The organism is Flectobacillus sp. BAB-3569, from assembly GCF_002270355.1.
In the GTDB taxonomy this organism is placed as follows: domain Bacteria; phylum Bacteroidota; class Bacteroidia; order Cytophagales; family Spirosomataceae; genus Flectobacillus; species Flectobacillus roseus.
In genome coordinates, this window is record NZ_NJFZ01000021.1 from 22,457 (window position 1) to 47,542 (window position 25,086).

23 protein-coding genes and 1 pseudogene are annotated in these 25,086 nt (G+C 37.3%); 14 read left to right on the top strand and 10 right to left on the bottom strand.

Annotated features, from left to right (window positions below; all coding sequences use genetic code 11):
* Positions 1-597 precede the first annotated feature (597 nt).
* Both BWI92_RS19645 and BWI92_RS19650 read left to right on the top strand, forming a co-directional pair.
* Complete coding sequence (locus tag BWI92_RS19645) at positions 598-987, top strand: exonuclease domain-containing protein (RefSeq protein ID WP_095165973.1); 390 nt, start codon at positions 598-600, stop codon at positions 985-987.
* The gene (locus BWI92_RS19650; RefSeq protein ID WP_095165975.1) at positions 984-1,190 is read left to right on the top strand and encodes a hypothetical protein; all 207 of its coding nucleotides are present in this window, start codon (positions 984-986) and stop codon (positions 1,188-1,190) included. Before BWI92_RS19645 ends, BWI92_RS19650 begins: the two co-directional genes overlap by 4 nt.
* Positions 1,191-1,362: 172 nt before the next feature.
* Here BWI92_RS19650 and mtaB read toward each other — a convergent pair whose 3' ends face one another.
* The 3 genes and pseudogenes from mtaB to BWI92_RS19665 all read right to left on the bottom strand — a co-directional run bounded on the left by mtaB (position 1,363) and on the right by BWI92_RS19665 (position 5,710).
* A complete protein-coding gene (mtaB, locus tag BWI92_RS19655; RefSeq protein WP_095165977.1) occupies positions 1,363-2,718 on the bottom strand; it encodes a tRNA (N(6)-L-threonylcarbamoyladenosine(37)-C(2))-methylthiotransferase MtaB in 1,356 nt (451 codons plus the stop codon).
* Positions 2,719-2,752: 34 nt separating this feature from the next.
* Positions 2,753-4,050: pseudogene (locus BWI92_RS28910) on the bottom strand (LTA synthase family protein).
* Positions 4,051-4,696: 646 nt separating this feature from the next.
* Positions 4,697-5,710 carry a glutamine synthetase beta-grasp domain-containing protein gene (locus tag BWI92_RS19665; RefSeq protein ID WP_095165982.1) on the bottom strand — a complete coding sequence of 338 codons (1,014 nt, stop codon included), beginning with the start codon at positions 5,708-5,710 and terminating at the stop codon, positions 4,697-4,699.
* A gap of 573 nt (positions 5,711-6,283) precedes the next feature.
* On the opposite strand from BWI92_RS19665, the gene BWI92_RS19670 reads away from it, so the two are divergent.
* The 7 genes from BWI92_RS19670 (at position 6,284) to BWI92_RS19700 (ending at position 13,344) form a co-directional block, all read left to right on the top strand.
* Positions 6,284-8,488 carry a glutamine synthetase III gene (locus BWI92_RS19670; RefSeq protein ID WP_095165985.1) on the top strand — a complete coding sequence of 735 codons (2,205 nt, stop codon included), beginning with the start codon at positions 6,284-6,286 and terminating at the stop codon, positions 8,486-8,488.
* 82 nt (positions 8,489-8,570) lie between these two features.
* Positions 8,571-9,134 (top strand): hypothetical protein, encoded by a 564-nt coding sequence (locus tag BWI92_RS19675; protein WP_095165987.1) that lies wholly within the window; start codon positions 8,571-8,573, stop codon positions 9,132-9,134.
* Positions 9,135-9,245: 111 nt separating this feature from the next.
* A complete protein-coding gene (locus BWI92_RS19680; protein WP_095165989.1) occupies positions 9,246-9,947 on the top strand; it encodes a 16S rRNA (uracil(1498)-N(3))-methyltransferase in 702 nt (233 codons plus the stop codon).
* Positions 9,948-9,987: 40 nt separating this feature from the next.
* A complete protein-coding gene (locus BWI92_RS19685) occupies positions 9,988-10,662 on the top strand; it encodes a DUF4159 domain-containing protein (RefSeq protein WP_374761193.1) in 675 nt (224 codons plus the stop codon).
* Positions 10,663-10,843: 181 nt separating this feature from the next.
* Positions 10,844-11,605 (top strand): acyl-CoA desaturase, encoded by a 762-nt coding sequence (locus BWI92_RS19690; RefSeq protein ID WP_095165994.1) that lies wholly within the window; start codon positions 10,844-10,846, stop codon positions 11,603-11,605.
* Positions 11,606-12,077: 472 nt separating this feature from the next.
* A complete protein-coding gene (locus tag BWI92_RS27055) occupies positions 12,078-12,671 on the top strand; it encodes a hypothetical protein (protein WP_141234846.1) in 594 nt (197 codons plus the stop codon).
* Positions 12,619-13,344, top strand: coding sequence for an ATP-binding cassette domain-containing protein (locus tag BWI92_RS19700; RefSeq protein ID WP_141234847.1), 726 nt, complete (start codon positions 12,619-12,621; stop codon positions 13,342-13,344). The genes BWI92_RS27055 and BWI92_RS19700 overlap by 53 nt, the downstream gene beginning before the upstream one ends.
* 25 nt (positions 13,345-13,369) lie before the next feature.
* Here the strand turns inward: BWI92_RS19700 and BWI92_RS19705 are convergent, their stop codons facing one another.
* On the bottom strand, positions 13,370-14,671 hold the full coding sequence (locus BWI92_RS19705) for a dihydrolipoamide acetyltransferase family protein (protein WP_095166000.1): 1,302 nt from the start codon (positions 14,669-14,671) through the stop codon (positions 13,370-13,372).
* 101 nt (positions 14,672-14,772) lie between these two features.
* A complete protein-coding gene (locus BWI92_RS19710; RefSeq protein ID WP_095166003.1) occupies positions 14,773-16,011 on the bottom strand; it encodes a competence/damage-inducible protein A in 1,239 nt (412 codons plus the stop codon).
* 278 nt (positions 16,012-16,289) lie between these two features.
* On the opposite strand from BWI92_RS19710, the gene BWI92_RS19715 reads away from it, so the two are divergent.
* The 3 genes from BWI92_RS19715 to BWI92_RS19725 all read left to right on the top strand — a co-directional run bounded on the left by BWI92_RS19715 (position 16,290) and on the right by BWI92_RS19725 (position 18,644).
* Positions 16,290-17,018, top strand: coding sequence for a DUF4197 domain-containing protein (locus BWI92_RS19715; protein ID WP_095166006.1), 729 nt, complete (start codon positions 16,290-16,292; stop codon positions 17,016-17,018).
* Positions 17,019-17,153: 135 nt separating this feature from the next.
* On the top strand, positions 17,154-17,507 hold the full coding sequence (gldC, locus tag BWI92_RS19720; RefSeq protein ID WP_095166009.1) for a gliding motility protein GldC: 354 nt from the start codon (positions 17,154-17,156) through the stop codon (positions 17,505-17,507).
* A 105-nt stretch (positions 17,508-17,612) separates the two neighbouring features.
* Positions 17,613-18,644, top strand: coding sequence for a DUF255 domain-containing protein (locus BWI92_RS19725; RefSeq protein ID WP_166577773.1), 1,032 nt, complete (start codon positions 17,613-17,615; stop codon positions 18,642-18,644).
* Positions 18,645-18,699: 55 nt separating this feature from the next.
* Here BWI92_RS19725 and BWI92_RS19730 read toward each other — a convergent pair whose 3' ends face one another.
* From BWI92_RS19730 to BWI92_RS19750, 5 genes are all read right to left on the bottom strand, one after another.
* Positions 18,700-19,248: a tetratricopeptide repeat protein gene (locus BWI92_RS19730; RefSeq protein WP_095166013.1), complete on the bottom strand. Its 549-nt coding sequence runs from the start codon at positions 19,246-19,248 to the stop codon at positions 18,700-18,702.
* A 24-nt stretch (positions 19,249-19,272) separates the two neighbouring features.
* The gene (locus tag BWI92_RS19735; protein ID WP_095166015.1) at positions 19,273-19,626 is read right to left on the bottom strand and encodes an MmcQ/YjbR family DNA-binding protein; all 354 of its coding nucleotides are present in this window, start codon (positions 19,624-19,626) and stop codon (positions 19,273-19,275) included.
* A 10-nt stretch (positions 19,627-19,636) separates the two neighbouring features.
* Positions 19,637-19,825, bottom strand: coding sequence for a DUF6728 family protein (locus BWI92_RS19740; protein WP_095166017.1), 189 nt, complete (start codon positions 19,823-19,825; stop codon positions 19,637-19,639).
* 79 nt (positions 19,826-19,904) lie between these two features.
* Positions 19,905-21,953 carry a (E)-4-hydroxy-3-methylbut-2-enyl-diphosphate synthase gene (gene ispG, locus BWI92_RS19745; protein WP_095166019.1) on the bottom strand — a complete coding sequence of 683 codons (2,049 nt, stop codon included), beginning with the start codon at positions 21,951-21,953 and terminating at the stop codon, positions 19,905-19,907.
* A gap of 145 nt (positions 21,954-22,098) precedes the next feature.
* Positions 22,099-22,959, bottom strand: coding sequence for a sugar phosphate nucleotidyltransferase (locus BWI92_RS19750; RefSeq protein WP_095166021.1), 861 nt, complete (start codon positions 22,957-22,959; stop codon positions 22,099-22,101).
* A gap of 830 nt (positions 22,960-23,789) precedes the next feature.
* Here BWI92_RS19750 and BWI92_RS19755 point away from each other — a divergent pair.
* Complete coding sequence (locus tag BWI92_RS19755; RefSeq protein WP_095166024.1) at positions 23,790-24,209, top strand: 6-carboxytetrahydropterin synthase; 420 nt, start codon at positions 23,790-23,792, stop codon at positions 24,207-24,209.
* Positions 24,169-24,870, top strand: a complete 702-nt coding sequence (folE, locus tag BWI92_RS19760; RefSeq protein ID WP_095166025.1) for a GTP cyclohydrolase I FolE — start codon at positions 24,169-24,171, stop codon at positions 24,868-24,870. Before BWI92_RS19755 ends, folE begins: the two co-directional genes overlap by 41 nt.
* Positions 24,871-25,086: the final 216 nt, after the last annotated feature.

Genomic DNA, 25,086 nt, shown 5'->3' on the forward strand with positions numbered 1-25,086 from the left:
GCTGCTTTTGCCATTCCAACATTTTTTGCTCTACTTTATGAAAGCGCACGTGCTTGGTGGGGTAGGCTATCTTTTTTTCTAGTTTAAGGATTTGGTCTCTGATTTGTTCACGCTTCTGTTGGAGTTAAAACCGCTCAAGGTGCTCTGAGCTGCTTTGAACGGGTGCTTGAGGCTCTTGAGGTAAATACCCGTTTCGCTCCAAGAATTTCTTTCTGTCCCATACATTCTCTACTTGTCTGCGCAAAGTCAAGGCTATACTTATCAAAAGTAGAAATTAATATTTAATCATGAAAAGTGTAATTGCTTTGTGAGGGTAGTTAAATTTCCTTCCACTAAAGTAAAAAATAACATAGTCTTCACCAATCTCAAGAAGTTCTCGTTTAGGAAAACTTATTATCTGGGTTTAGCCGTCTTAAAACTAATCGGACAATCATACCTATTACTAGAATCACCTATCTATTTTCTACCATTTTCGCTCCTTTTTTCCGATATTTGCATTTATAGAGAACAGAAACTTATTTTATATTCAGTGAATTTGGTTTACAGATTTTGCCTTTATGGAAGCATTTGAGCCGATGTGATGAAGATGTTATTAGTATGAATTTTACAGCAATAGATTTTGAAACTGCCAATAATAGTAGAAGTAGTGCGTGTGCTTTGGGGGCAGTCAAAGTCGAAAATGGCGTGATTACTGAGAGAAAAGAATGGTTGATTCGTCCTGAACCTTTCGAGGTAGGGTACTATCAATTTCGTGTCCATGGATTATCAGCAGAATTGTTGGAGGAACAACCAACTTTCGACCAAGTATGGCCAGAAATTAAGCCTTATCTCGAAAATACTACCTTGGTGGCTCACAATGGAAAGTTTGATTTTGGGGTGCTGAGTACCGTTTTAGAACTATACGGTATTCCTCCGATTCGATATGCTTCGTTGTGCTCTTTGGAGTTGTCAAAAAAATATGGAAAGAGGAGCCGGGGTATGGCTTGAATACACTTGCTACGAACAAACTCAATCACCGTTTTAACCACCATAATGCGATGGAGGATGCGGAGGTGAGTGCTTTGTTGTTGTTGAGAATGGCTGAGGAAATAGGTACAAATGATGTATATGAGATTATGGCTTCCTATGCGCCATCACGCCCTAGATTTTTCAAGAAAAGAAAATTCCCTAAAGACGGGAACCCTTCATAATCTACTGAATATAAAGGATAAAATGAGTAATTGAACAATTTGGAGAAAAATCGCCGATTGTTAGTATTATTCTAAGAATATTAATTATCTTTGCAGACCACAAGTTTGGTTTCTTGTGGTTTTGTTTTGTTATAAGAAAAGGCTGCTCAACTCTGAACAGCCTTTTTTGTTTTTAATGACTTTCGAATAATACTTCGGCTTCTTGAACCTCCACTAGCATTTTTTCATTAATGCTTACCAAGGCAACTTGCTTAGTTTCATTGATTAAGAGCGGGTCATATTTGGCTGTCACGCGAACATAATTCTCTGTAAAGCCTTGCATTTGTCCATCTTCCACGTCTTCTTCGAATAGTACTTCAAAGCTTTTTCCTAATTGTTGTTCATAGAAATATCGACGTTTTTTGTCTGATAATATATGTAACATTTTCGAGCGTTCTGCACGTTTGCTTTGTGGCACTACGGGTTTTATCGTCAATGCAGTGGTATTTTCACGTTCTGAATAAGTGAATACGTGCAAATAACTGATAGGAAGTTCATTTAGGAAATTATAAGTTTCCAAAAACTCTTCTTCTGTTTCACCTGGATGACCTACAATGACATCAACGCCAATACAACAATCGGGCATGAGTTCTTTGATTTTTTGAACTCTATCTACATACAATTCTCTTTTGTAACGACGACGCATTAAGCCCAAAACTTTGTTAGAACCCGATTGTAATGGGATATGGAAGTGCGGTACAAAGCGTTTTGACTGCGCTACGAATGCGATAATTTCATCTGTCAACAAGTTTGGTTCGATAGACGAGATTCTAAAGCGGTTGATTCCCTCTACCTCGTCAAGTGCTTTGACCAAATCGAAGAAAGTTTCTTCTCTTGTGCCGTTACGTAAACCAAAATCCCCAATATTCACACCTGTCAATACGATTTCTTTTACGCCACTTGCTGCAATTTCTTGTGCTGCCTTTACCACATTTGCGATGCTGTCAGAACGACTAGCTCCACGCGCTAGGGGAATCGTACAATATGCACAAGGGTAATCACAACCATCCTGTACTTTCAAGAAGGTACGTGTACGGTCATTCAAAGAATAAGAGGTATGATAATCAATAGCCTCTTCGATATTTTGATTGTAAACTTTGGCTTTTTGTCCACTTGGCTCTTTTACAAAACCATCCAACAAGTCAATCAATTGAAACTTTTCTGCCGCTCCCAAAACGGCATCAACTCCCTCAATATCAGCAATTTCTTGTGGCTTCAATTGCGCGTAACAACCAATAATTGTCACGTAGCCATCAGGGTTAATTTTGTTGGCTTCCTTGACAATTTTCTTACATTTCTTATCGGCATTTTCGGTTACCGAACATGTATTGATGATAAATATATCGGGTTTCTGATTGAACTCTACTTTTTCATACCCTTTAGATTCAAACATTCGGGAAATCGTTGATGTCTCCGAATAGTTCAATTTACAGCCCAAGGTATAAAAGGCTACTTTCTTTTTATCCGTGTGATTCTCAGTATTTTGCATAAATCTTTTTGAAATCTATTTGGCAAAGTTACAGCTATAAATTCAAAAATGCTTGAAATGATAACTGAAGATATGCTTTTCCTTGTTTTACAAGGTTTGAATCGACTTTTCCTGTGGTTTCGATAAGGTTTTTACCTTGATTGTCAAAGGCAAAATTTCCTTTTGGAGCGACCCACCCGAAACCATCATTGAATACATAATATGCCGACGGTTGATAATTTTGTTGAAAAATATTTTTTGACCATTGATAGGCTGGATTGCGCATGCGAAGCTGTGCTAGGAGCATAGCCACCAAATCATTTTGGGAACAAACCGAATCTACTACTTTTCCTTTTACCTTCAATGCACCGCCAGTCCAAACCATTGGAATATGAAAATTGTCAATTTTTTTATCGTCTTTGGGTAGTGGGTGTCCATGATCTGCGACAATGATGACGATAGTATTTTTCCACCAGTCTTGTTTTTTCGCTTCAGCGATAAATTGTCCTAGACTTCTATCCGTATAATGATGAGCATTGATAAACTTATCTTTCATATCATCACCTTTAAAAACCGTTTCCATAGGTACTTCAAAGGGTTCATGACTACTCAGGGTAAAATAATTAACAAAGAAAGGCTCTTTTTGCCCATTCAAATCGTTTAACAGTCGATTGAAAACCACATGGTCGTGTGCTCCCCATTTGGAATTCATATCCTTCGGGTCAAAGTTTTCTTTGGTGATTAATTGGTCGAATTCACCCGCCAATATGTACGATTTTATATTGGCAAATTCGGGCTCTCCACCATAATACCATGCTGTACGGTATCCCTGTTTTTGAAATCCTGACTCAGAATAGGCAAATGAGCCGTCTTCTTTGGCATAGTCATGACACTTGCCGTTGGTTGAGCAGGAAATGCGCTCAAAATAGCAATCAATCCTTTATCTGAACGGTCACCACTGGCAAAACAGTTCCTGAAAAGGATACCTTCGTTAGCAATTTTACCTAATTCGGGCAAAACACCTTTTATTCCACCAGTTTTATCAAATACTTTTGCGGTAAGACTCTCCCAAGTGATGATTAAAACATTGGGTTTTGTTATCGTGGTGTCTATAACATATTCAGTCGTTGGTGAGCTATTGTGTAAGGTTTTTGATACTTCTAATTCGGCCTCTTTGGTAGGTAGATATTGATATGGATTACCCTTGTCAGCTGTTTTATTAAACCAAGAATCTGCAAAATTCCAAAGTGGATTAATGGCAGCATGGTTTGCAAATAGTTTGTTTGAGAAATATACTGCGCTCTGATTGATAGGGGCCAATTGTAACCCTCCACGAATAGGTATAATGAGCACAGCCGCAAAAAAAGCACAATTGGAAAGTTGAGCCAAGGAAGTTTTTCAAATCTTACCTTTTGAAAAAGAAAATGAAAGGCAAGAATTGAAATGATACTTATGACTACCCAGATAAATATTAATAGTCCAATGGGTGAAGCACCTGCGGAAGCCATCATTTCGTCAGGACTGCTCAAATACATTAATGGCGTTGCATCTATCCTGAATCCCCAGGCTCGATAGAGTTCCAAATCTATGGTTACTATCAGCGTGCAAATGATTATACAGAGATAGGTGAAGTATTTTACAAAGCTAAAAATTGACTTTTGAATTTTTGGGTTTATTGAAAATGCCAATAAAGTAAATGGTAAAATACTTAGGTAAGCAGCAAATGAAGCATCCAAACGAAGCCCAACCCAAAAGATTTTGACTTGAGTCCAAGTATCGAGTGCATGGAATTTATTGAAATGATAAAGAACGAAAACCTCTTTGCTGATGATAAAGTAGATAATCCAATACAGGTAATATCTCACTAAAAAGTACAATCTTTCTAACACGGCCTATATATTTTTCAGCAAAGGTACGTTCATTTTATAAATATTTTGGAAGTGGACACAAATAAAAAAGCCCACCTTTTGGGTGGGCTTCAGATATATCATTATGCTGATTAAACGTTAGCAGTTTTAACAGTTTTGATGATACGAGCTGCAACTTTGTATGGATCAGCAGCAGAGTTTGGACGACGGTCTTCCAACCAGCCTTTCCAACCTTTTTCAACTGCAGCGATTGGGATACGGATAGAAGCACCACGGTCAGATACACCAAAAGAGAATTGGTCGATCGACTGAGTTTCGTGCTTACCTGTCAAACGCAAGTGGTTGTCAGCACCATATACAGCGATGTGTTCTGCAACGTAAGGACGGAATGATTCGCAAATAGCTTCGTAAGTTTCTTTGCTTCCGCAAGTACGTAATACAGTATTAGAGAAGTTAGCGTGCATACCTGAACCGTTCCAGTCTGTTGCGCCTAGTGGCTTACAGTGCCAGTTGATAGCTACGTTGTATTTCTCACCTAATCTTTCCAACAAATAACGAGCAACCCAGATTTGGTCACCAGCTTCTTTTGCACCTTTAGCAAAGATTTGGAATTCCCATTGTCCAGCAGCAACCTCAGCGTTGATACCTTCAACGTTCAAACCAGCGTCCAAACAGATGTCTAAGTGCTCTTCAACGATATCACGACCGTAAGCATTTTTAGCACCTACTGAACAATAGTATGGTCCTTGTGGAGCTGGATAACCGTTAGCTGGGAAGCCAAGAGGCTTGTCAGTTTCTAAGTTCCACAAGAAATATTCTTGCTCAAAACCAAACCAGAAATCGTTATCATCATCTTCGATAGTAGCACGACCGTTAGATTCGTGTGGAGTACCGTCAGCGTTCAAAACTTCGCACATTACCAAGTACGCATCTCTACGAGCTGGGTCATTGCAAATAAATACTGGTTTCAATAAACAGTCAGAAGAACCACCTGGAGCTTGCTCTGTTGATGAACCGTCGAATGACCACATATCGCAGTCTTCTAATTTTCCGCTAAAATTGTTTTCAATTTTAGTTTTGCTACGTAGACTCTGAGTTGGTTTGTATCCATCTAACCAGATATACTCAAGTTTTGCTTTTGCCATGATAATTTAACTGATTTTTATTGATTGGTTAATTATTTCGTAATTCTTGGTACAAATATAAACTAGTTTATGAGAAAAATACAAAAAAAATTTAAAAAAAGATTTAAAATTTAACTCGATTGTTTGCATTCGTCAGTTTTAAGTAAAAAATACTATCTGTATAAATGCTAATATTCCTCGTAATGCGAATTATATTTTGTGATATCCAAAAGTACAAGATATAATTTTGCGATAAAAGAAAAATGCAAAATATTTTCTATATTTATTAGAAAAATACAATTTTTTCTTAAAAGATTTTATTTTGAAATCATTTGATAGTTTGTACTTAAGCCTTAATTGCTGATTTTTTCATTTTTTTTCGAAATAGTAGATGTTTTTTAAACTTGTTTTAAGGTAAAAATGCAATTAGTGTACATATACTGTATGTAGAATAAACTAGATTTGGGAGAAATACTAAAATCAGATTAGGGTATTTATACGGGTTTCTGAAAAAATCCTGATTGTTTTTATGAATCTATTGTCTATTTTTGGATTGCAAACAATTTTGTCAACCAAAATTCATATTTTCAAATTATGGCAATAGCAAGATTTAAAGCTCTTGAATTGGCTCAGTCACGCCAGACTGTCCCTGTTAAAGTGCCTACTGAAAAAGTAACTGACTTTTATGGCAGTAATACTTTTAATGACGAAGTGATGCGCTCGCTCCTTAGTCCAGAAGCATATCTCAAAATTACCAATGCTATCCAAGATGGGAAGAAGATAGACCGTGAGGCGGCCGATGAGGTAGCAGCAGCGATGAAATCTTGGGCACTTTCAAAAGGTGCTACACACTATACTCACTGGTTCCAACCATTGACGGGTACTACCGCTGAGAAACATGACGCATTTTTTGATGTGACTCATACAGGTAAAGCAATTGAAAAATTTAAAGGTAGTGCTTTGGTTCAACAAGAGCCAGATGCATCTTCATTCCCGAATGGAGGTATCCGTTCTACTTTCGAAGCTCGTGGCTACACTGCTTGGGATCCTTCTTCTCCTGCTTTCATTATGGAAAACACAGCTGGAACTGCCACGCTTTGTATTCCTTCTGTATTTGTTTCTTATACTGGTGAAGCGCTAGACTACAAAACTCCTTTGTTGAAATCAATTGAGTTAATCGACAAGGCGGCTACTAAAGTAATGAATGAATACTTCAGCCGTGATGTATCAAAAGTAACAGTTACTTTAGGTGCTGAACAGGAGTATTTCTTGGTAGATGAAGCATTGTATAATGCTCGTCCAGACTTGATGATGGCAGGTCGTACAGTATTTGGTCACTCACCTGCAAAAGGTCAGCAATTAGAAGATCACTATTTTGGATCGATTCCTTCAAGAATCAACGCCTTTATGGTAGACTTTGAATTGGAGGCTTTGAAATTGGGTATGCCAGTACGTACTCGTCACAATGAAGTTGCGCCAGCTCAATTTGAAGTAGCTCCAACATTCGAAGAAGTTAACTTGGCTTGTGACCACAATGCTTTGTTGATGGACTTGATGAATAAAGTGGCTGCTAAACACAAGTTGAGAGTGTTGTTCCACGAAAAACCATTTGCGGGGATCAACGGTTCTGGTAAACACAATAACTGGTCTTTAGGAACAGATACAGGTGTTAACTTGTTGGGTCCTTCGACTAAACCAAAAGAAAACCTTCGTTTCTTGACGTTCTTTGTGAATACCATCAAAGCGGTACACGACCATGCAGACTTGTTGAGAGCCTCCATTGCTACTTCTGGTAACGAACACCGTTTGGGTGCAAACGAAGCTCCTCCAGCAATTATCTCTATTTTCATAGGTACCGAAATGAGTCGTGTATTGAATGATTTAGAAAATCTTTCTGACTTGAACGATATTAAGTTAGAAAAAGGAGATAATGTGTATCTACGTTTGGGTATCAATAAAATTCCTGCATTGTTGTTGGATAATACTGACCGTAACCGTACTTCTCCATTTGCCTTTACTGGTAACAAATTCGAATTCCGTGCGGTTGGTTCTTCTGCGAACTCTGCATCGCCAATGACAATTTTGAATACCATTATGGCTAACCAATTAATCAAATTTAGAGAAGAAGTTGATGTGATTCTCGAAAAAGGTATTAAGAAGGAATTGGCTATCGTAGAGGTATTGAAAAAGTATGTGAAGGAAACTAAGCGTATTTTGTTCGAAGGTAATGGTTATTCTGACGAATGGGTAGAAGAAGCAGCAAGTCGTGGCCTGTCTAATTTGAAAACTACTCCAGAAGCATTGGCCAAATATATTGAGCCTTCTGCTATCGAGTTGTTTACCAAATACAGCATCTTCAGTGAGACAGAAATGCACGCACGTTTTGAAATCGAATTGGAAAACTACATGAAGAAAGTACAAATCGAGTCTCGTGTGATGGGCGATTTGGCTATCAACCACGTAGTTTCTACTTCGTTGAAATACCAAACTCAATTGGTAGACAACGTTCGTGGACAAAAAGAAATTGGTATCGATCCGCAGTATTATGCTCCTACGGTAGAGATGATTAAGAAGATTTCGCAGTACACGTCAAAAATAACTACATTGGTAGATGAAATGACTGAAGCTCGTAAAGAAGCAAACAACTTAGAAGATGCTTTTGAACGTGCTAAAATGTACAGTGATAAAATCAAAAATTATTTTGAAGACATTCGTTATTGTGTTGACAAGCTTGAATTAATTGTTGATGATGATGAATGGCCTTTACCAAAATACCGTGAGTTATTGTTAATTCGATAATTTTAATGCCCTCTATTCACAAATAGAGGGCATTTTTCTTATATTTGACAAAACATTAAGAAAATCTATTAAAGTTAAAATTATGGCACAACCAAAAAATTTAGGGTTTGACCCAGCCGAAATCGCTCAATTAAAGCAAGAATGCCAAGAAGCTGGTCAAAAATTTGTGTACTTCGAAGATGAGCTAAACGACGAACCAGACAATGTTGAAGAGTTTGTACATGTTCAATTTGTAGGTGAATACAAAGGCCAAGAAGTAATTTATGATGCTGTGCTTTACACGTTGCGCTTGCATTATAGTAGCGTCGTATTTGAAGCTGCTGAGAAAAAGGCAGTAAAGGCATTTCCTAAATACGTGCCTATGGATCAACGCTCGGCTAAATACAAACCTAATGAGGCGCTTGATGAGGAAGTGGATATCTTCATTGCTGAAGTAATCGACGAGATGGAAGAGAATGAGGAAATCAAGTTGTCAGAACATATCGAAATCGATGAGGATTTTGAATATGGTATCGGTATCGACGTATGTTTGAATGTAGATGAAATCTCAGAAGAAGTTGTAACTAAGTTTGTAGACGATTTCTTGACTGGAAGCATCAGACTTGATCCAACGCTTTATTCTTTCAAAACTGATCACGACGAATAATATTTGCAGGGTCAAAAGGCAAGGTCGCAAAGCTAAAAAACAAGTTTTTGCGACCTTGTTTGTTTGGAGTCAATAGAATACGCAAGATATAAAGTTTAACACAGAAGTTTAATGAATTTATTTTACCAACCCGAAATTCAAAAATTACAACAACTCAGTGAAGAGGAGTCTCGTCATGCGATAAAAGTGTTGCGTCTCAAGGAACGAGATGAAATTCATGTAATAGATGGAGTAGGGGGATTATATCGTTGTGAAATAAGCAAGGCACATGATAAAAAATGTGAATTTCGCATACTGGATACAAAGCAGGCGTTTGGAAAGCAAGCGTATCGTTTTCATTTGGTGATTGCACCAACCAAAAATTTAGATAGGATTGAATGGATGGTCGAGAAATGTGTCGAAATAGGCATAGATGAAATATCTTTTATTCAAACCCGTTATTCTGAAAGGAAGGAAATCAAAATACCAAGAATTGAAAAAGTGGCTATTGGCGCCATGAAGCAGTCCTTAAAAGCGTATTTACCCAAAATTAATGAAATACAGACCTGGAGAAGCTTTTTGGCTAATGTTCCAGAAGCTAACTTTCATGTTATCGCGCATTTGGAAGAGGGAGAGAGAACATTGTTGAAAGATATTCCTATGCAAAAACAAAGCATTTGCGTGCTGATTGGTCCAGAAGGGGACTTTTCTCCAGAAGAAATCGAACAGGCTTTAAGTAAAGGATTTAAACCTGTAAGTCTTGGTGAAAGTCGTTTGAGAACCGAAACAGCAGGCTTAGTAGCTTGTCACACAGCGAATTTATTGAATCAATAATATATACAATCCGTACATTTAACTACGATATTTAGACAATATGATGCGATTTAGACACCTTGCTTGCATTGTACTCGGAATTGTACTTTTCCTAGGATTTAAACCTGCGTATTCTCAAGCATCTTTTAAGATTGCTAAAATGAAATACGGTGGTGGTGGTGACTGGTATTGTAACAAAACATCGCTTGGAAATCTTATTAAGTATTGCAATAGTAATTTGCGAATGAATATTTTTCCTGAGGAAGATATTGTGGAGCCAGGCAGTCCAGAATTATTTACCTATCCCTTTGTCCACATGACTGGACACGGAAACGTGGTATTCTCAGAATCAGAAGCAAGAAACCTTAGAAAGTATCTGTTGAGTGGAGGTTTTTTACATATTGATGACAATTATGGACTCGATAAATTCGTTCGTAGAGAGATGAAAAAGGTATTTCCAGAGCTAAGTTTTGTGGAACTGCCCTACAATCACCCGATTTATTCCCAAAAGTTTAAATTCACGAATGGTTTGCCAAAAGTTCATGAACACGATGGTAAAGCTCCTCAAGGATTTGGGCTAGTTTATGAAGGCAGATTAGTATGTTTTTATAGTTATGAATGTGATTTAGGCAATGGCTGGGAAGATCAATCTGTGTACAATGACCCCGAGCCAGTACGACAAAAAGCATTACAGATGGGTGCAAATCTTTTATCGTTTGCCTTGACCTCTTTTTAGAAAAACATAACCTGTAAATGGAGGAGGTTAATAGGATAAAATTTGTACTTTTCCTGAAAACCATACGATTAAACCCGACTAAATTTGTAAGAAAAATGACATTTGTCAGAATAATTAATGATTAAAACAATTTAGAACAACAAAGAGTATATTTGTTGTAACATTTAAACAACTATTACACATGCAATTGGTATTACCCGCATTCATCATTCACTGGTATTTGTCATTGTTTAGCCAAACATTTTTCTTGCACCGTTACTCGGCGCACAAAATGTTTTTGATGAACAAGTTCTGGGAGCGTTTCTTTTATTTTTTGACTTACGTTTCTCAAGGTTCTTCTTATTTGAGCCCTCGTGCTTATGCGATTTTGCACCGAATGCACCATGCGTTCAGCGATACCGAGAAGGATCCACACTCACCTCATTTTTCGAGTAACGTGTTCACAATGATGTGGAAAACAAAAGACATTTACAATGCACTTTTGAATAGCAAGACTAAGATTGAAGAACGTTTTGATCACAACTATCCTTACTCAAATTTTATTGAGAAATTAGGCGATAGCTGGATGTCACGCGTTGGTTGGGGAGTTGCTTATTCTGTGTTTTATATCGTTGCATTCGTGTACTTCGATATGCACTGGGCATTCTTCTTTTTATTACCAATCCACTTTTTGATGGGACCTATCCACGGTGCTATTGTTAACTGGTCTGGTCATAAGTATGGATACCAAAATTTTGATAACCACGATAAATCAAGAAATTCATTGATTTTTGATTTCTTGATGATGGGTGAATTGTTCCAAAATAACCACCACAAATTGCCTAACAACATGAACTTTGGTGCAAAATGGTACGAAATCGACCCAACTTATCCAGTGATTAAAGTTTTGACATGGTTGAGAATCATTCGTCCGAATGTGAAACCAGCAGATGCGCAATTCTAATTTTGAAAAAGAATAAATTTTCTAGGCTATCCAATCCATTGGGTAGCCTTTTTTTGTAATTATACCTCAATTTTGCGACTCATAAGGAGTAATAAATTTAGATTCATTTAAAAATGGTGCTGCGGTGATACAAAAGATCTGCTTTCTCAGATATAGACAATTAATTTCAATTCTTCAAAAAACAGGTTGGATATATACTTTTCTGGCCGTTTGTCTTTTGTCAGGCTTGTTTTTGCAACTGATTGGTATTTCTAAAATAAGTCCCTATTGGATTCTTTTTCTTCCTATTTCATATTTTCCTTTTCACCAAAACCGGAAAGATAAACGATTATTGCAACAAATTTTCTTGGAAAAAACATGGCTTGTATTTCTTTTCGAATACGAAATGTTCTCAATTCCTTTTGTTGTGTGGAATGTGCTTTGGAGTCAAAATTGGCTATATGGGAGTTTAACCATTGGGATAGTTGCACTTATGGCAAGATTACAGCCTAATTTAGCAATCAATTGGCAAGGTTTTCAATTAAATCACCCATGGATTCCCCCCTCTCAGTTTGAATGGCGTGCCCACTTTCGACGAAACGGATGGGGGATATATAGCCTTTATCTGTTGACAATCGTAATTGGGGTATGGCATTGGGCAGGATTTATTGGACTTGGGGTGGTAACTATTAGTTTGGCAGGTTGTTACAATCATTGCGAGAGCCTATTGATATTAAAACTAGAGCATAGCAGCGCTCGAAGATTTTTAAAGGAAAAAATACTTACTCAGTATCTTCTTTTTGGCAAGTTTGTCGCACCAATTGTATTTTGGTATATATTCCGTTTTCCTGAGCACTGGTTGGCGTATCTGATTTTACTGTTCTTTTATTTTCTCAATTTTGTGGTATTGATTTTAAATAAATACAAATCCTATATCCCGAATGAATCTGTCACATCTGGAAATGTGTATGTTGGAATGATTTTGTTGGGAATGTTGCTGCCCTATTTTTTCCCTATTTCCATCGTACTTTTTGTTGTTTTCTATCCAAAAGCTATTAAAAACCTTCAAACCTACTTTTATGCTTAACGTCAATCATCTTAGTTTTTCATATGGAGAAAAGCCTGTTTTAGAAAATGTATCCTTTGAAATAAAGGGCGGAGAAATACTTGGTATCCTAGGGTTAAATGGTGCAGGGAAGTCTACTTTATTGAATCTAATAGCAGGTTTTTTGCCTTCAGAGCATGGGACAATTCATTTTCAAAATGAAGTATTGGGTCAGCAATCAATTGCGATGCTCGAAACGCATAATTATTTCTATCCGCACTTAACAGCACAAGAATATCTTCACATTTTTGTGAAGGATGGACAAATGGTAGACTTTCAATCTTGGGCAGAAATGCTGGATATACCTTTGACTCAAGAAATAGAAGGATTTTCTACTGGGATGAAAAAAAAGCTGACATTACTGAGCATATTGTTACTTGATAGACCCATAATGATTTTCGATGAACCTTTTAATGGACTTGATTTAGAATCCAGTTTTTTGCTAAAAGAAATTATTGTTAAATTAAAAGAAAAAGGGAAAATCATAATTCTAACCTCGCATATCCTAGAAACCCTTACAGGAATTTGTGATAAAATATTGTGGTTAAAAAGAGGAAGCGTGGAGCGTATTTTTGAGGGTTCTGCCTTTGACAAAATAGAAAAAATCCTCAAAGAAGACTGGACAAAGCTTGATACTTTGCATCATCTTCTTTGAGGATTAGATACCTTTTAGATGATTGTTAGATAAGATTGCGTTTTGGGTCGAATCCTTCTAAATAATCAGAAACTCGTTTGACAAATTGTCCCCCAAGTGAGCCGTCTACCACACGGTGATCGTAAGAGTGAGAGATAAACATCTTCTGACGAATACCAATTAAATCACCTTGAGGTGTTTCTATGACAGATGGTTTTTTCTGAATAGCCCCAAAAGCAATAATCGCCACTTGTGGTTGCATGATGATTGGAGTTCCCATGATATTACCAAAAGTGCCAATATTTGAGATAGTATAAGTACCACCTTCAAGGTCGTCAGGTCTGAGCTTGTTTTCACGAGCACGTTGGGTAATATCGTTGACTTTTTTAGTCAAACCAATCAAATTGTAAGAATCCGCATTATGAATAACAGGTACAATTAGATTGCCATTTGGTAGGGCCACCGCCATACCAATATTGATATTTTTACGGTAAATAATCTTATCACCGTCCACCGAAGCATTGATTTTTGGAAAATCTTTGATGGCTTTCACCACCGCTTCAATTAATAGCGGGGTATAAGTAATATTTTCACCATATTCCTTTTTAAAGCTATTTTTGATACCTTCTCTCCACAAAGATACCGTGGTCATATCGGTTTCAACGAAAGAAGTTACGTGCGGAGCAATACGTTTTGAGTCAACCATACGGTCGGCAATCATTCTACGCATACGATCCATTTGCACGATTTCGTCCTGACCAGAGAACGTAATTGGAGCGGTTTTAACTGCCTCAACCACAGGAGTTAGAGCGGCTTTTGGTGCCGTATTTACAGGATTTTTACGATTTTGGAGGTATGCCAAAATATCATGTTTGGTAACACGACCTTCTGAACCTGTTCCTGCAATTTGAGATAATTCTTGTGCTGAGATACCTTCTTCATTGGCAATACTCATGACCAATGGAGAATAAAAACGCTTAGTAGTATCTGAAGGAACTGTCTCTGTAATCGCCTGATTAGTAGGGTCTAAATTAATTCCTGTAAGCGATTGAATCTCTTCAATTTCCTTTTCGATAGTTTCTAAAACTGGCTCAGAGCTGGCTTCACCATCAGTTTCAATAATACAGATTGGCTTTCCTATTACGGCTATATCACCTTCCTGTACCAAGTACTGTTTTACAATCCCGCTGTGCGATGAAGGGACTTCGGTATCAATTTTATCTGTTGCCACCTCCAATAAGTATTCGTCAGCCTCAATGCGCTCGCCAACTTTCTTCAGCCACGATAGCACGGTTGCCTCCATAATACTCTCACCCATTTTGGGCATAATAATTTCAATTTGAGCCATAATTGTAAGTTTTTTGTTTTGTTTTTGGCTGTAAAGTCTAAATTTCGGTTCACTGAGTGTACTCAAACCTCATTTTCGGCCGAAAATCCGAAACTGTTCAGTTATTTCAAAACTTTTCTCAATAAATTAAGTATGTTGATAGAAGTTAAATGAATATTTTGTTCTCTAAAGCCTCCTAATTGTAGCTTTTGAGTAAATGTCTTGTCTTTTGTAGCCACAGCAATCCAAATGGTACCAACGGGTTTGTCTGGTAATCCTCCATCTGGTCCTGCGATACCACTAGTTGCCAATCCAAAATCTGTTCCTAGTCTTTGGCGCACATTTTCTGCCATTTGAATAATAGTTTCTTCCGAAACGGCTCCAAATTGGTCTAATGTTTCTGGTCTTACGCCAAGTTGATTGATTTTGACCGAATTATCATAGGAAATAATACTCCCCCAATAATAACTTGACGAGCCAGCCACTTTGGTGAATTGATGGGCCAGATATCCTCCAGTACAGCTTTCGGCTGTCGAAACGGTGAAGCCTTTCTCTTTTAAAAGTCGTCCTACGGCAACTTCCAATTCGATATCTTCGAGAGCATAAATAAACTCCTCAACGATAGGAATAAGTTTTTGAACCTCGGCGGCAACTTGCGTCTTTATATCTTCCTCATTTTCGCCAAAACCCGTCAAGCGCAATTTGACGCTTCCCATCGATGGCAAATAAGCAAGTTTTATGTTTTCTGGTAAAGCATCCTCCCAGTCAGCAATTTTTTCTGCTAAAATAGATTCACCTATCCCAACGGTTCTAATAATTTGATGAAAGATGGTAGGAGTTTTAAAGTGTCCTTGAAGTCTTGGTAATATTGCATCCGACATCAATCCTTTCATTTCGTAAGGAACTCCTGGCATCGAAATATAAATAACCTCATTATGTTCAAACCACATTCCAGGTGCAGTACCTAGTTTGTTTTGAATATAGGTGGCATTTAGTGGTAATTCGGCTTGTCCTAAGTTGAGTCCTGTAACTTCTCTGCCTCTTTTTTGGAAAAAAGCCTTAAGGTCAATTAGAGCTAGTTCGTGGACTGCTAATTCAGTACCGAAAAACTTACAAAACGTTTTTTTAGTAATATCATCTTTTGTTGGTCCCAAACCTCCCGTAACTAATACTACATCCGCGCGACTCGAAGCCTCAGAAAAAATAGTAAGAATTGCCTCTTCCGTGTCACCAACCGAAGATTTTCGAACGGTTTTGATACCAATTTTATCCAATTCTGCACTAATCCATTGTGTATTAGTGTCTGTAATCTGACCATACAGGATTTCATCCCCAATTGTAATAATCTCTGCTTTAATCATTGCTTAAAAGGTTCAAGATGCTTTTGGAACTGATTTATTCATTTTTGTAGAGAACAAACCACTCTGATTCGGATAAGCCCTGCTAAGAATTCATTATTTTTGTTCAAAATTACACATTTTCGGCACTTTTGTCGTTTAAATAAAAGGTACAAAACAAAAGATTTTAAAAGAGTCAGGGTTAAAATCTAAGATTTTGTTACTTCTATTCACTCTTAAAGTCTGAAAATGAAAGTAATCGAGACCTATTTGGTTCTCTTAATTTAAACAACATCTTATTTATGAAAAGAATTCTTATCGCCATTTGCCTAATGGGTACAGTAACTAGTTGTCAATCTCAAAACCTAGGAAATATTTTAAAACAAGCAAATGATGTATTGGCAAACGCAAGTAAAGGAGGGCTCACTTCTGAAGAAATAGGGAAAGGCTTAAAAGAGGCATTGACGGTTGGTATTAAAAACTCTTCAGCTCAAGCGGGTGCGCTTGATGGATTTTTGGGTAATCAAACCATTAAATTATTGTTTCCACCAGAAGCGCAAAAAGTGGAAGCGAAGCTTCGTCAAATTGGCTTAGGAAGTGAATGTGATAAGTTTATTACAACTTTGAATAGAGGTGCAGAGAAAGCGGCTGGTCAAGCAGTGCCAATATTTGTGGATGCCATTAGTAAAATGACGATTCAAGATGCTTTGAGTATTTTGAAAGGAGATAAAGATGCTGCAACGCAATATCTAAAAAGAACATCGTCGGATGCACTGGCTAAAGCATTTGCTCCTATCATGGAGGAATCTATCAATTCGACAGGAGCAACCAAATTGTATGGTGATATTGCGACTACTTATAACAAGATTCCGTTTACTGCACAAAAGCTAAATCCAGATTTGAAAGGATACGCTACACAAAAAGCAATTGATGGTTTATTTGTATTGGTGGCTCAGGAGGAACAAAAGATTCGTGAGAATCCTGCTGCCCGTGTGACAGACCTTCTCAAAAAAGTATTTGGTTCGAACTAGTTTTTTGTGCTAAATTCGTTGTAAGCTTTTGTTTGCACAAAGCAAACTTTTCGGCGGAAAACGCTGTTTCATCTGAAAGCTTTAATTTTCCAATATACAGACTTGCCTAAAATGTGAGCAAGTGAAGAATTTATCATGAAAAAATCAGAAATCAATTTTCAAGTAACATTAGACGACCAAAGTATTCCTGAACAAATTCAGTGGACTGCTACCGAAAACCCTAACGAAGGAATTGAGGAAACAAAATCTATCTTTATTGGTGTTTGGGATCACTACCACAAAGGAACACTTGCTTTGCCTTTATGGACTAAAGATATGGATGTACTTGAAATGAAACGTTTCTATATCGAGATGATGGGAAGTATCGCAGAAGCCGCTATCCGTGCTACGGGCGATGAAGCCATGGCTATCAAAATCGACGCATTATGTAAAGATTTGAGTCAAACTTTGAAGGAGGAAATGAAAGCCGCTCAACAGCAACAAGCTTAATTCTCCAAGATTAGAAAGCTGATTATGTTGGAAACCTCCAGCATAATCAGCTTTTTTATGGTAAATACAGTCGTTGTTTTTAACTATATCCCTAATACTTGCACTATGAAAAGAGTTCTTCCGAGTATCGCTGTTTTGTTGCTACTGAGTCTTTCTTCAATCGCCCAAAGAGGCGTTAATTTTATTTCTGGTGGAAATTTAAGAACCGTATTTGACTTGGCAAAAGTCCAAAATAAGGCGGTTTTTTTGGAAGCTTATGCACCCACTTGCCATGTTTGTATGGCATTTAAACCTACATTCGAGAATCAACAAGTTGGAGATATTTACAATAAAAACTATATCTCCTATAAATTGGATATGACTTCGCCAGAGGCGGCTGGTTTTTTACAAAAACAAAATATTTGGATTCCATCAACGCCAACTTTGTTGTTTTTTGATAAGGATGTAAAATTAATGCACATTGCTATTATGGGAGAAAATACCAACTCACCTGAAGCGCTTATTTCGTCGGCAATGATTGCAATGAACCCACAAAAACGGGCAACTGCCTACAAAGCTATTTATCAGAGCGGCAACAGAACTACTAATTTCTTAATTGACTATGGATACATGGCTCGCATCTTGAAAGATACAGTGATGAATATTACTGTTTTGAAAACCTATGCCAAATCTATTCCGACGTCTCAGTACACAAGTAATGTAAATTTTGCAGTACTTCAAAAAGCCATTATGGATGATGAGAATCCACTTTTTGTGTACATGATTAACCACCTTGCAGAATTTAATGCCAAGTTTGATAAAAATTTAGTCAAGCAAACAGCAGAGAATATCATTATGTACTCGCTCTATTCGAGTAGGGGAAATAAGTATTCATCTGCTAAAATCGCCCAAGTGAAAGCAAATTTGGCTAAACTAGGTGTAACTCAAAAAGCTATAGGCGTGCGAATCTTCCGCGAGGAGGCCACTGCATTGTTTAGAGAAGGTAAATCTGCGGAGGCGATTAAAATATTAGAATCCATTATAGATGCGAAAACAGATAAGGCAAGCTATGCTTATCTAAGCAATTTTGTAAAATCTAGAACTTCAGATAAAGCTGCTTTAGCGAAGGCTACAATCTGGGCTGCAAAAGGGCGTTAATCTGTAAGATATTAAAACAAAAAAGGTGAATGACTCTATATCATTCACCTTTTTTTTAGATTTTGTCTATGTATTCAAAGCTGGTCCTCAAAATATAGGCCGAATCTTCATCTCCCAATTGTACGGCTTGTTGAAAATCTTCAATAGCGTTTTTCCGTTGACCCAATTGGTATCTCGCAATACCTCGCCATCGAAGGGCAATCGGATTTTCACTTCTAAAATGCCAATCGGCTTTGTCAAACTCCAAAAAAGCGCCATCATAATCTTCCAGCTTGTAAAGAATCTTTCCTTTGGTAACATAAGATTCCCCAACCGTATTATCAAAACTCAACGATTGTTCGATATCGTATAATGCCGAGTATAAATTTCCCAACTGTAAATTACAGAGCGAGCGATAGTAATGCGCTTTGGCTGATTTTGGAAAGCGCTTTAGTTTTTCAGAAAAAAAAGAAAGTGCCTCTTTATATTTTCTGTGGTGAATAAGATGTTCACCATCTTCAAGCTTTTCTTTATTTTTGATGGTAATAAACTTCTCTTCTATCCAATTGAAAAACATCAATGTTAGAACATAAGGCAAAAAGAAAAAGAGGACTAACCATTCCATAGTACACGAACAATTGCTATTGGTTTATAATTGTGCTAACTCTGCTTGAAGTTTTTTGGTTAAACCCGACGCTACAATTTCATAAGAGTGGTCTATGAGTTCAGTCGCCATCTTCGTAGGAGTTCTTTCAAAATTAACGGTATTCCAATGTTTTTTGTTCATGTGGTACCCAGGAATAATAAAAGAAAATTCCTCCCGAAGAGAAATTGCTTTTTCAGGCTCACATTTTAGATTTACCGTAAAAACCTCACTATCCAGTCCTGTCAGAGCAAATATTTTTCCCATGACTTTATACACCAAGGTCTCTGGCCCGAAAGGAAGTTCTTCTGTAACGCCTTTTTTTGATAAACAATATTCCCTGAACTGTTCGATATCCATAAAATTATCACTAGCGTATAAAAGCGCGATAAATCATAACGACTAAACAAACCAAAAACATCAAAATCGAAATTTTGTTGATGAAGTGCATCGTGCGCAAGTTGAAACTTGTTGGTTTTGAAGGATCTGGTTTTGAGAAAACTCTTAGAAAATAACCAAAGGCTTCACCTAATTTGAATTGATCTTTGAGACGACTCATGGCTTTTTAAATCTATTGTGAAACAATATTTATTTGAGTGTGAATTTTTATGGCTAACATAAAGATTCGAATTTTAACTTTAAAGAATATCCGCTAATTCAGGATTTTGAACAGGCTCAAACCACACGCCGTCTTCCTTAATTAGCTCGATAAGTTCGTCTACTGCTCGGTCTGCATGCACAGATTTTTTAACAACTTGCTGTCCGCGATACAAAGCGATTTTATCTTTTCCGATACCTACATAACCATAATCTGCATCTGCCATCTCGCCAGGTCCATTTACAATGCAACCCATAATTCCGATTTTTACACCTTTTAAATGGTCAGTTCTTTTGCGAATCATAGCGGTAGTTTCTTGCAAATCAAACAAAGTTCGACCACAAGAAGGACATGAGATATACTCAGTTTTACTCATACGAGTTCTGGCAGCTTGCAAAATCCCAAATGCTGTTGCATTGTAGATTTTGGCCAAACTTTGAAACGCTGAAGCTGGGGTGTCTTGAGGAACAGAGAGTATCGTTCCATCCCCTAAACCATCTACTAACAACCCGCCCAAATCAGTAGCGGAGAATAGTTGGAAATCACTAGTAGACATTGTTTCGTATTGGCGCCAAATAACTACAGGAAGTTTAATGCCTTGACTAATGAGTTCAAAGAAGAAACGTCTCAGAGCAGGCATTCCGTGCGTATTATTTGTAGAAATTACCAAAACAGCATCTCTCAGAGAAGACAAGCTTGGAATCAACTCTGACTTGAGATTCTCTATGTTAATGGTGATGAAATTCAGTGAGTTATGTGTTTTGATTTCGCCCGATATTGCCTCAAGAGAAATCATGGGGAATAAATTTTCTGGACAATTTTTTTCTAGCCAAATTTTGTGGTCAACTATCTCTTTTAGCCCCATCGGCAACATAAATGTAGCAGGACGCTGTCCAGTATAAACAAAATCAGCCCCCAAGTCATTCATTGCCCATTTATCCGTGGCTGGTAAGTAAAAATGCCCAATTGGTTTCAAATCATCATGTTCATTGATACCTACCTGCGAGTAGTCTGCAATTACTCTTGGAACATTATGTCCACCGAATACGGATACTTCAGTTGTTGCTCTTCGGAAGTGTTGGAATGGGTTGATAGGAGAGTCAAAAGCCTCAGAAAGTTGTGCGTCTGCGGGTTTCCAAGCAGGTATCAAAGTAGTAGTTTCAGCACGATTAGTATATCTGTCGATAAGACTTTTGGCAACAGGTGCTTCAAACTCTGGGTCTTCCGTCAACGAAACACGAACGGTATCTCCAAGACCATCTTCCAACAAAGTTCCGATTCCTACAGCCGACTTGATACGACCATCTTCACCCTCTCCAGCCTCAGTTACACCCAAATGTAGGGGGTAAGGTTTTAGCCCTTCTTCATTCAACTTTTTGCAAAGCAAGCGATAAGCCTCAACCATTACTTGTGTATTCGAAGCTTTCATAGAAAGAACAATATTGAAGTAATTTTCGTCTTCACATATCCTCAAGAATTCTAAGGCAGACTCAACCATTCCGAGTGGAGTATCGCCATATCTACTCAAAATTCTATCACTCAAAGAACCATGATTGGTGCCAATACGCATGGCAGTTCCGTACTCTTTGCAGATTTTAATCAAGGGAACAAACTTATCTCTGATACGTTCGAGTTCTGCTTGGTAAGAAGATTCGGTGTAGTCAATGGTTTCAAAACGCTTCTTGTCAGCATAGTTTCCGGGATTGATACGTACCTTTTCCACTAATCTCGCTGCTAATTCAGCTGCATTAGGTGTAAAGTGTATATCTGCGACCAATGGAACATTACAACCACGATTACGAAGTTCTTTACGAATATTCTCTAAGTTTTGCGCTTCCTTTACAGAAGGTGCTGTAATACGTACCAATTCACAACCCGACTCTACCATTCTGAGTGTTTGCTCAACCGAACCGATGGTATCCATGGTGTCGATAGTAGTCATAGATTGGATACGAATTGGATATTGTGAGCCCATCCACAAATCTCCAATGTTCACAGAGATTGTTTCGCGACGTTTATATTCGGTAAGAGAAGTACAATATTTGGTTCCTTTTTCGATAAGGTTTACTATTTGAGAGTTATTCGACATAACGAGCTAAAATATAAATTTGATTTTTTGCCAATACTATTGACTGCACAAATTTAGGGCTTATTGGTAGATTGACAATAAAATACCCCGACTGTTTCTATAACAACAGTCGGGGTAGGAAGGTTATGAATTCAGGCTGAATATTTTAGAAATCACCAAATTCATCAACTAAATATTTTTGAACCAAGGAAATATCACCTTTAGACGTCAAGTCGGGTACATTTTCGGCTACAGGAACAGTGGTTACTAAACCTGGGTTTTCTTTTGCCATTCGAGTAACCGCACTTGGCAACTCACGTTCGTTACGAATCGGGTTGAAAGGCTCAGACTGCACATATTTCAAAATATCATCATAGTTGAAGTGAAATACATTCATATTTACCCCAATTTGACCAGCAACACGCTTTGCTTCAGCAATTTGTTCATCGTTTGGCTTCTCCAAGATTTCTACCAAACTACCATCTTCGTTAGTTTTGATAATAGCAAAAGCTTTCATACGTTCTGGCTCCACACCTAAGGCATCGGCGTTGTAAGAAACTACCGCATTCGGGATTTCCGCATCTTTCAATAGTGTAAGTACAGAAACAGAATAAAGATTATCTGAATTACAAACGGTAAAACGTTCGCCTTTCCATTCGGGTGTTTGCTCTAATGCTTGCTGAATTGCATCAGCAGTACCCGCTGGTTTTTCACGATCAGGGGCAATTTGCTGAGTAGCGAATTTAAAAGTAAATCCCCAAGCTTTTCCATCTGCCACCAATTGGTCATAATAAGGTTGTGTAACAGTATCTTTAGGATTTTTCAAAATCAAAACTTCATTGTATCCAGCACGATGAGCATTGTATAAAAGATAATCCATAAACGGACGACCGTCTTTTCCCACGCCAATCATTCCTTTCGGAAGCGTATTTGCTTGTTCGATTAGCTTTTCATCCAAATTTGAATTGCCGTCTGTTTTTTTCATGCGAGAAGACATCCCGCCTGCCATGATTAATAGTTTTGCCATATAAATAATGCTCGATGAAAGTAGCAATATATTTTTAAAAATAGTGTTGCTTAAGCCTCAAAAGCGAGGTAATATATTACCGCAAATTTAGGAATAGTTTTGATTTTTTAACTAAACTAATTAAAAAACTCTAATATCCCCAAATTTCGGTTTCCGTGTAAGTTTTGACTTAAAAGTAAACTGATTCATAAACAGGAGTTTGTGAATCAGTTTAGTAAAAACCCTTTTTAAGTAATCGTGCAGTAAGAGATTTATTTATGTGTTCAAGCACTAGGCAACAGGCACAAGGCAAAGAGTGTTAATATGTTTAAAATAACCACAGATATGCTTTTTTTCAAAGCTCATCGCCGAAAGCTGATACCTGAAAGCCTTAGGCACAAAAACTAAATTCTCTATATATATACTCCGACATCCAAACCTTTGGTAAAATTATTATAATGATACAATTCCTTTGTATCTTTGAATTAGTAAATACAAAATCACATTTAATCATCACATTGAACAATCTCAATCATTTATGTGTTTGGTATTTATAGGGTCAAACAAAACCATTTTATGTTTCAAGATGAAAGCCTTTTTGTTTAATGTTTTTAAAATTATTTTAAACAAAATCGAAACCTTTTCTTCAAACTTAAAGTTTGACTTAATGAAAGAACTACTCGCCGATTTAGTTTAAGAGTGTTGCTGACAACCTTTCAGACGACTTTTAAACTTGATGACTAAATCCCCGATAAAATATAGTTTGTTTCAAAGAGAGCGAAAGCTCGGGATGTGTCCTGCCCGATATGTCCATTTGTCTCTAAATTCACTTTTAAATTAGCAAAATTACAATGAGTACAAAGCGAGTGGCGGTGTTCCGCAAAGAACACTTTAATGCCGCACATCGCCTTCATAATCCTAATTGGACGGATGAGAAGAACGAGCGAGTTTACGGTAAATGTAATAATCCAACCTTTCATGGTCATAATTACGAATTGATTGTACAAGTGATTGGAGAATTAGATCCTGAAACTGGCTATGTGATTGATATGAAGGTGTTGAGCGATATTATAAAGGTTGAAATCTTGGATCGATTTGATCATCGAAACTTAAACCTTGATACTGAGGAGTTTAAAGATCTTAATCCATCTGCAGAGAATATTGCTATTGTTATTTATGACATTCTCAGAAACAAACTAAACCCAAACTTGGATATTAAAATCAGATTATATGAGACAGAACGAAACTTTGTTGAATACCCTGTTGGATAATAATGGAAAATTATTGCTAACAGATGAAGAAATTGGCGATGATCATATTTCGACTTCTGTGGATACACCTATGCGTGCTGATGCCTTTGAGTTGAGCGACGATGAAAAGATAGCTCAAATCGAATATCATTTCAGACAAATCATGGAAACTTTAGGACTAGATTTGACGGATGATTCATTGAAAGGTACGCCAAAACGTGTAGCTAAAATGTATGTTAAGGAGATATTCAGTGGTTTAGACCCTAAAAATAAACCTTCTATTGCATTGTTTGAGAACAAATATCAATACAATGAAATGTTGGTGGAAAAAAATATTTCCTTCTACTCAAACTGTGAGCATCATTTTGTGCCAATTTTTGGTAAGGCTCATGTGGCTTATATCGCTGAAGGTAAGGTAGTTGGCTTGTCTAAGCTTAATCGTATTGTTCAGCATTATGCTAAGCGCCCACAAGTACAAGAGCGTTTGACAGTACAAATTGCCAAAGATTTACAGGAGATTTTAGGAACTGAAAATGTCGCTGTTATGATAGATGCAAAACACCTTTGCGTTGCCTCTCGTGGCGTAAAAGATGATACTTCATCGACTGTAACTAGCTATTATGGCGGTAAATTTCAGGAAGAAAGCGTACGTCAGGAGTTTTTGAAGTATATAGGAATATAAGTATCCGTGCAAAATTTGATTGAAGTTATGTGTTTTAGGGAACAGGCAACAGGCACAAGGCAAAGAGGGTTAAAATGTTTTTAGTAACTATAGATATGTTTTTTTGCCGATTGCCTCGTGTCTAAATCACATAAAATAGATCTTATTTTGCGTTAGTACTTAATAAGAAACGCGCTTATTAATTGAAATTAAAACAAAAAAAGGCATTTGAAGTTT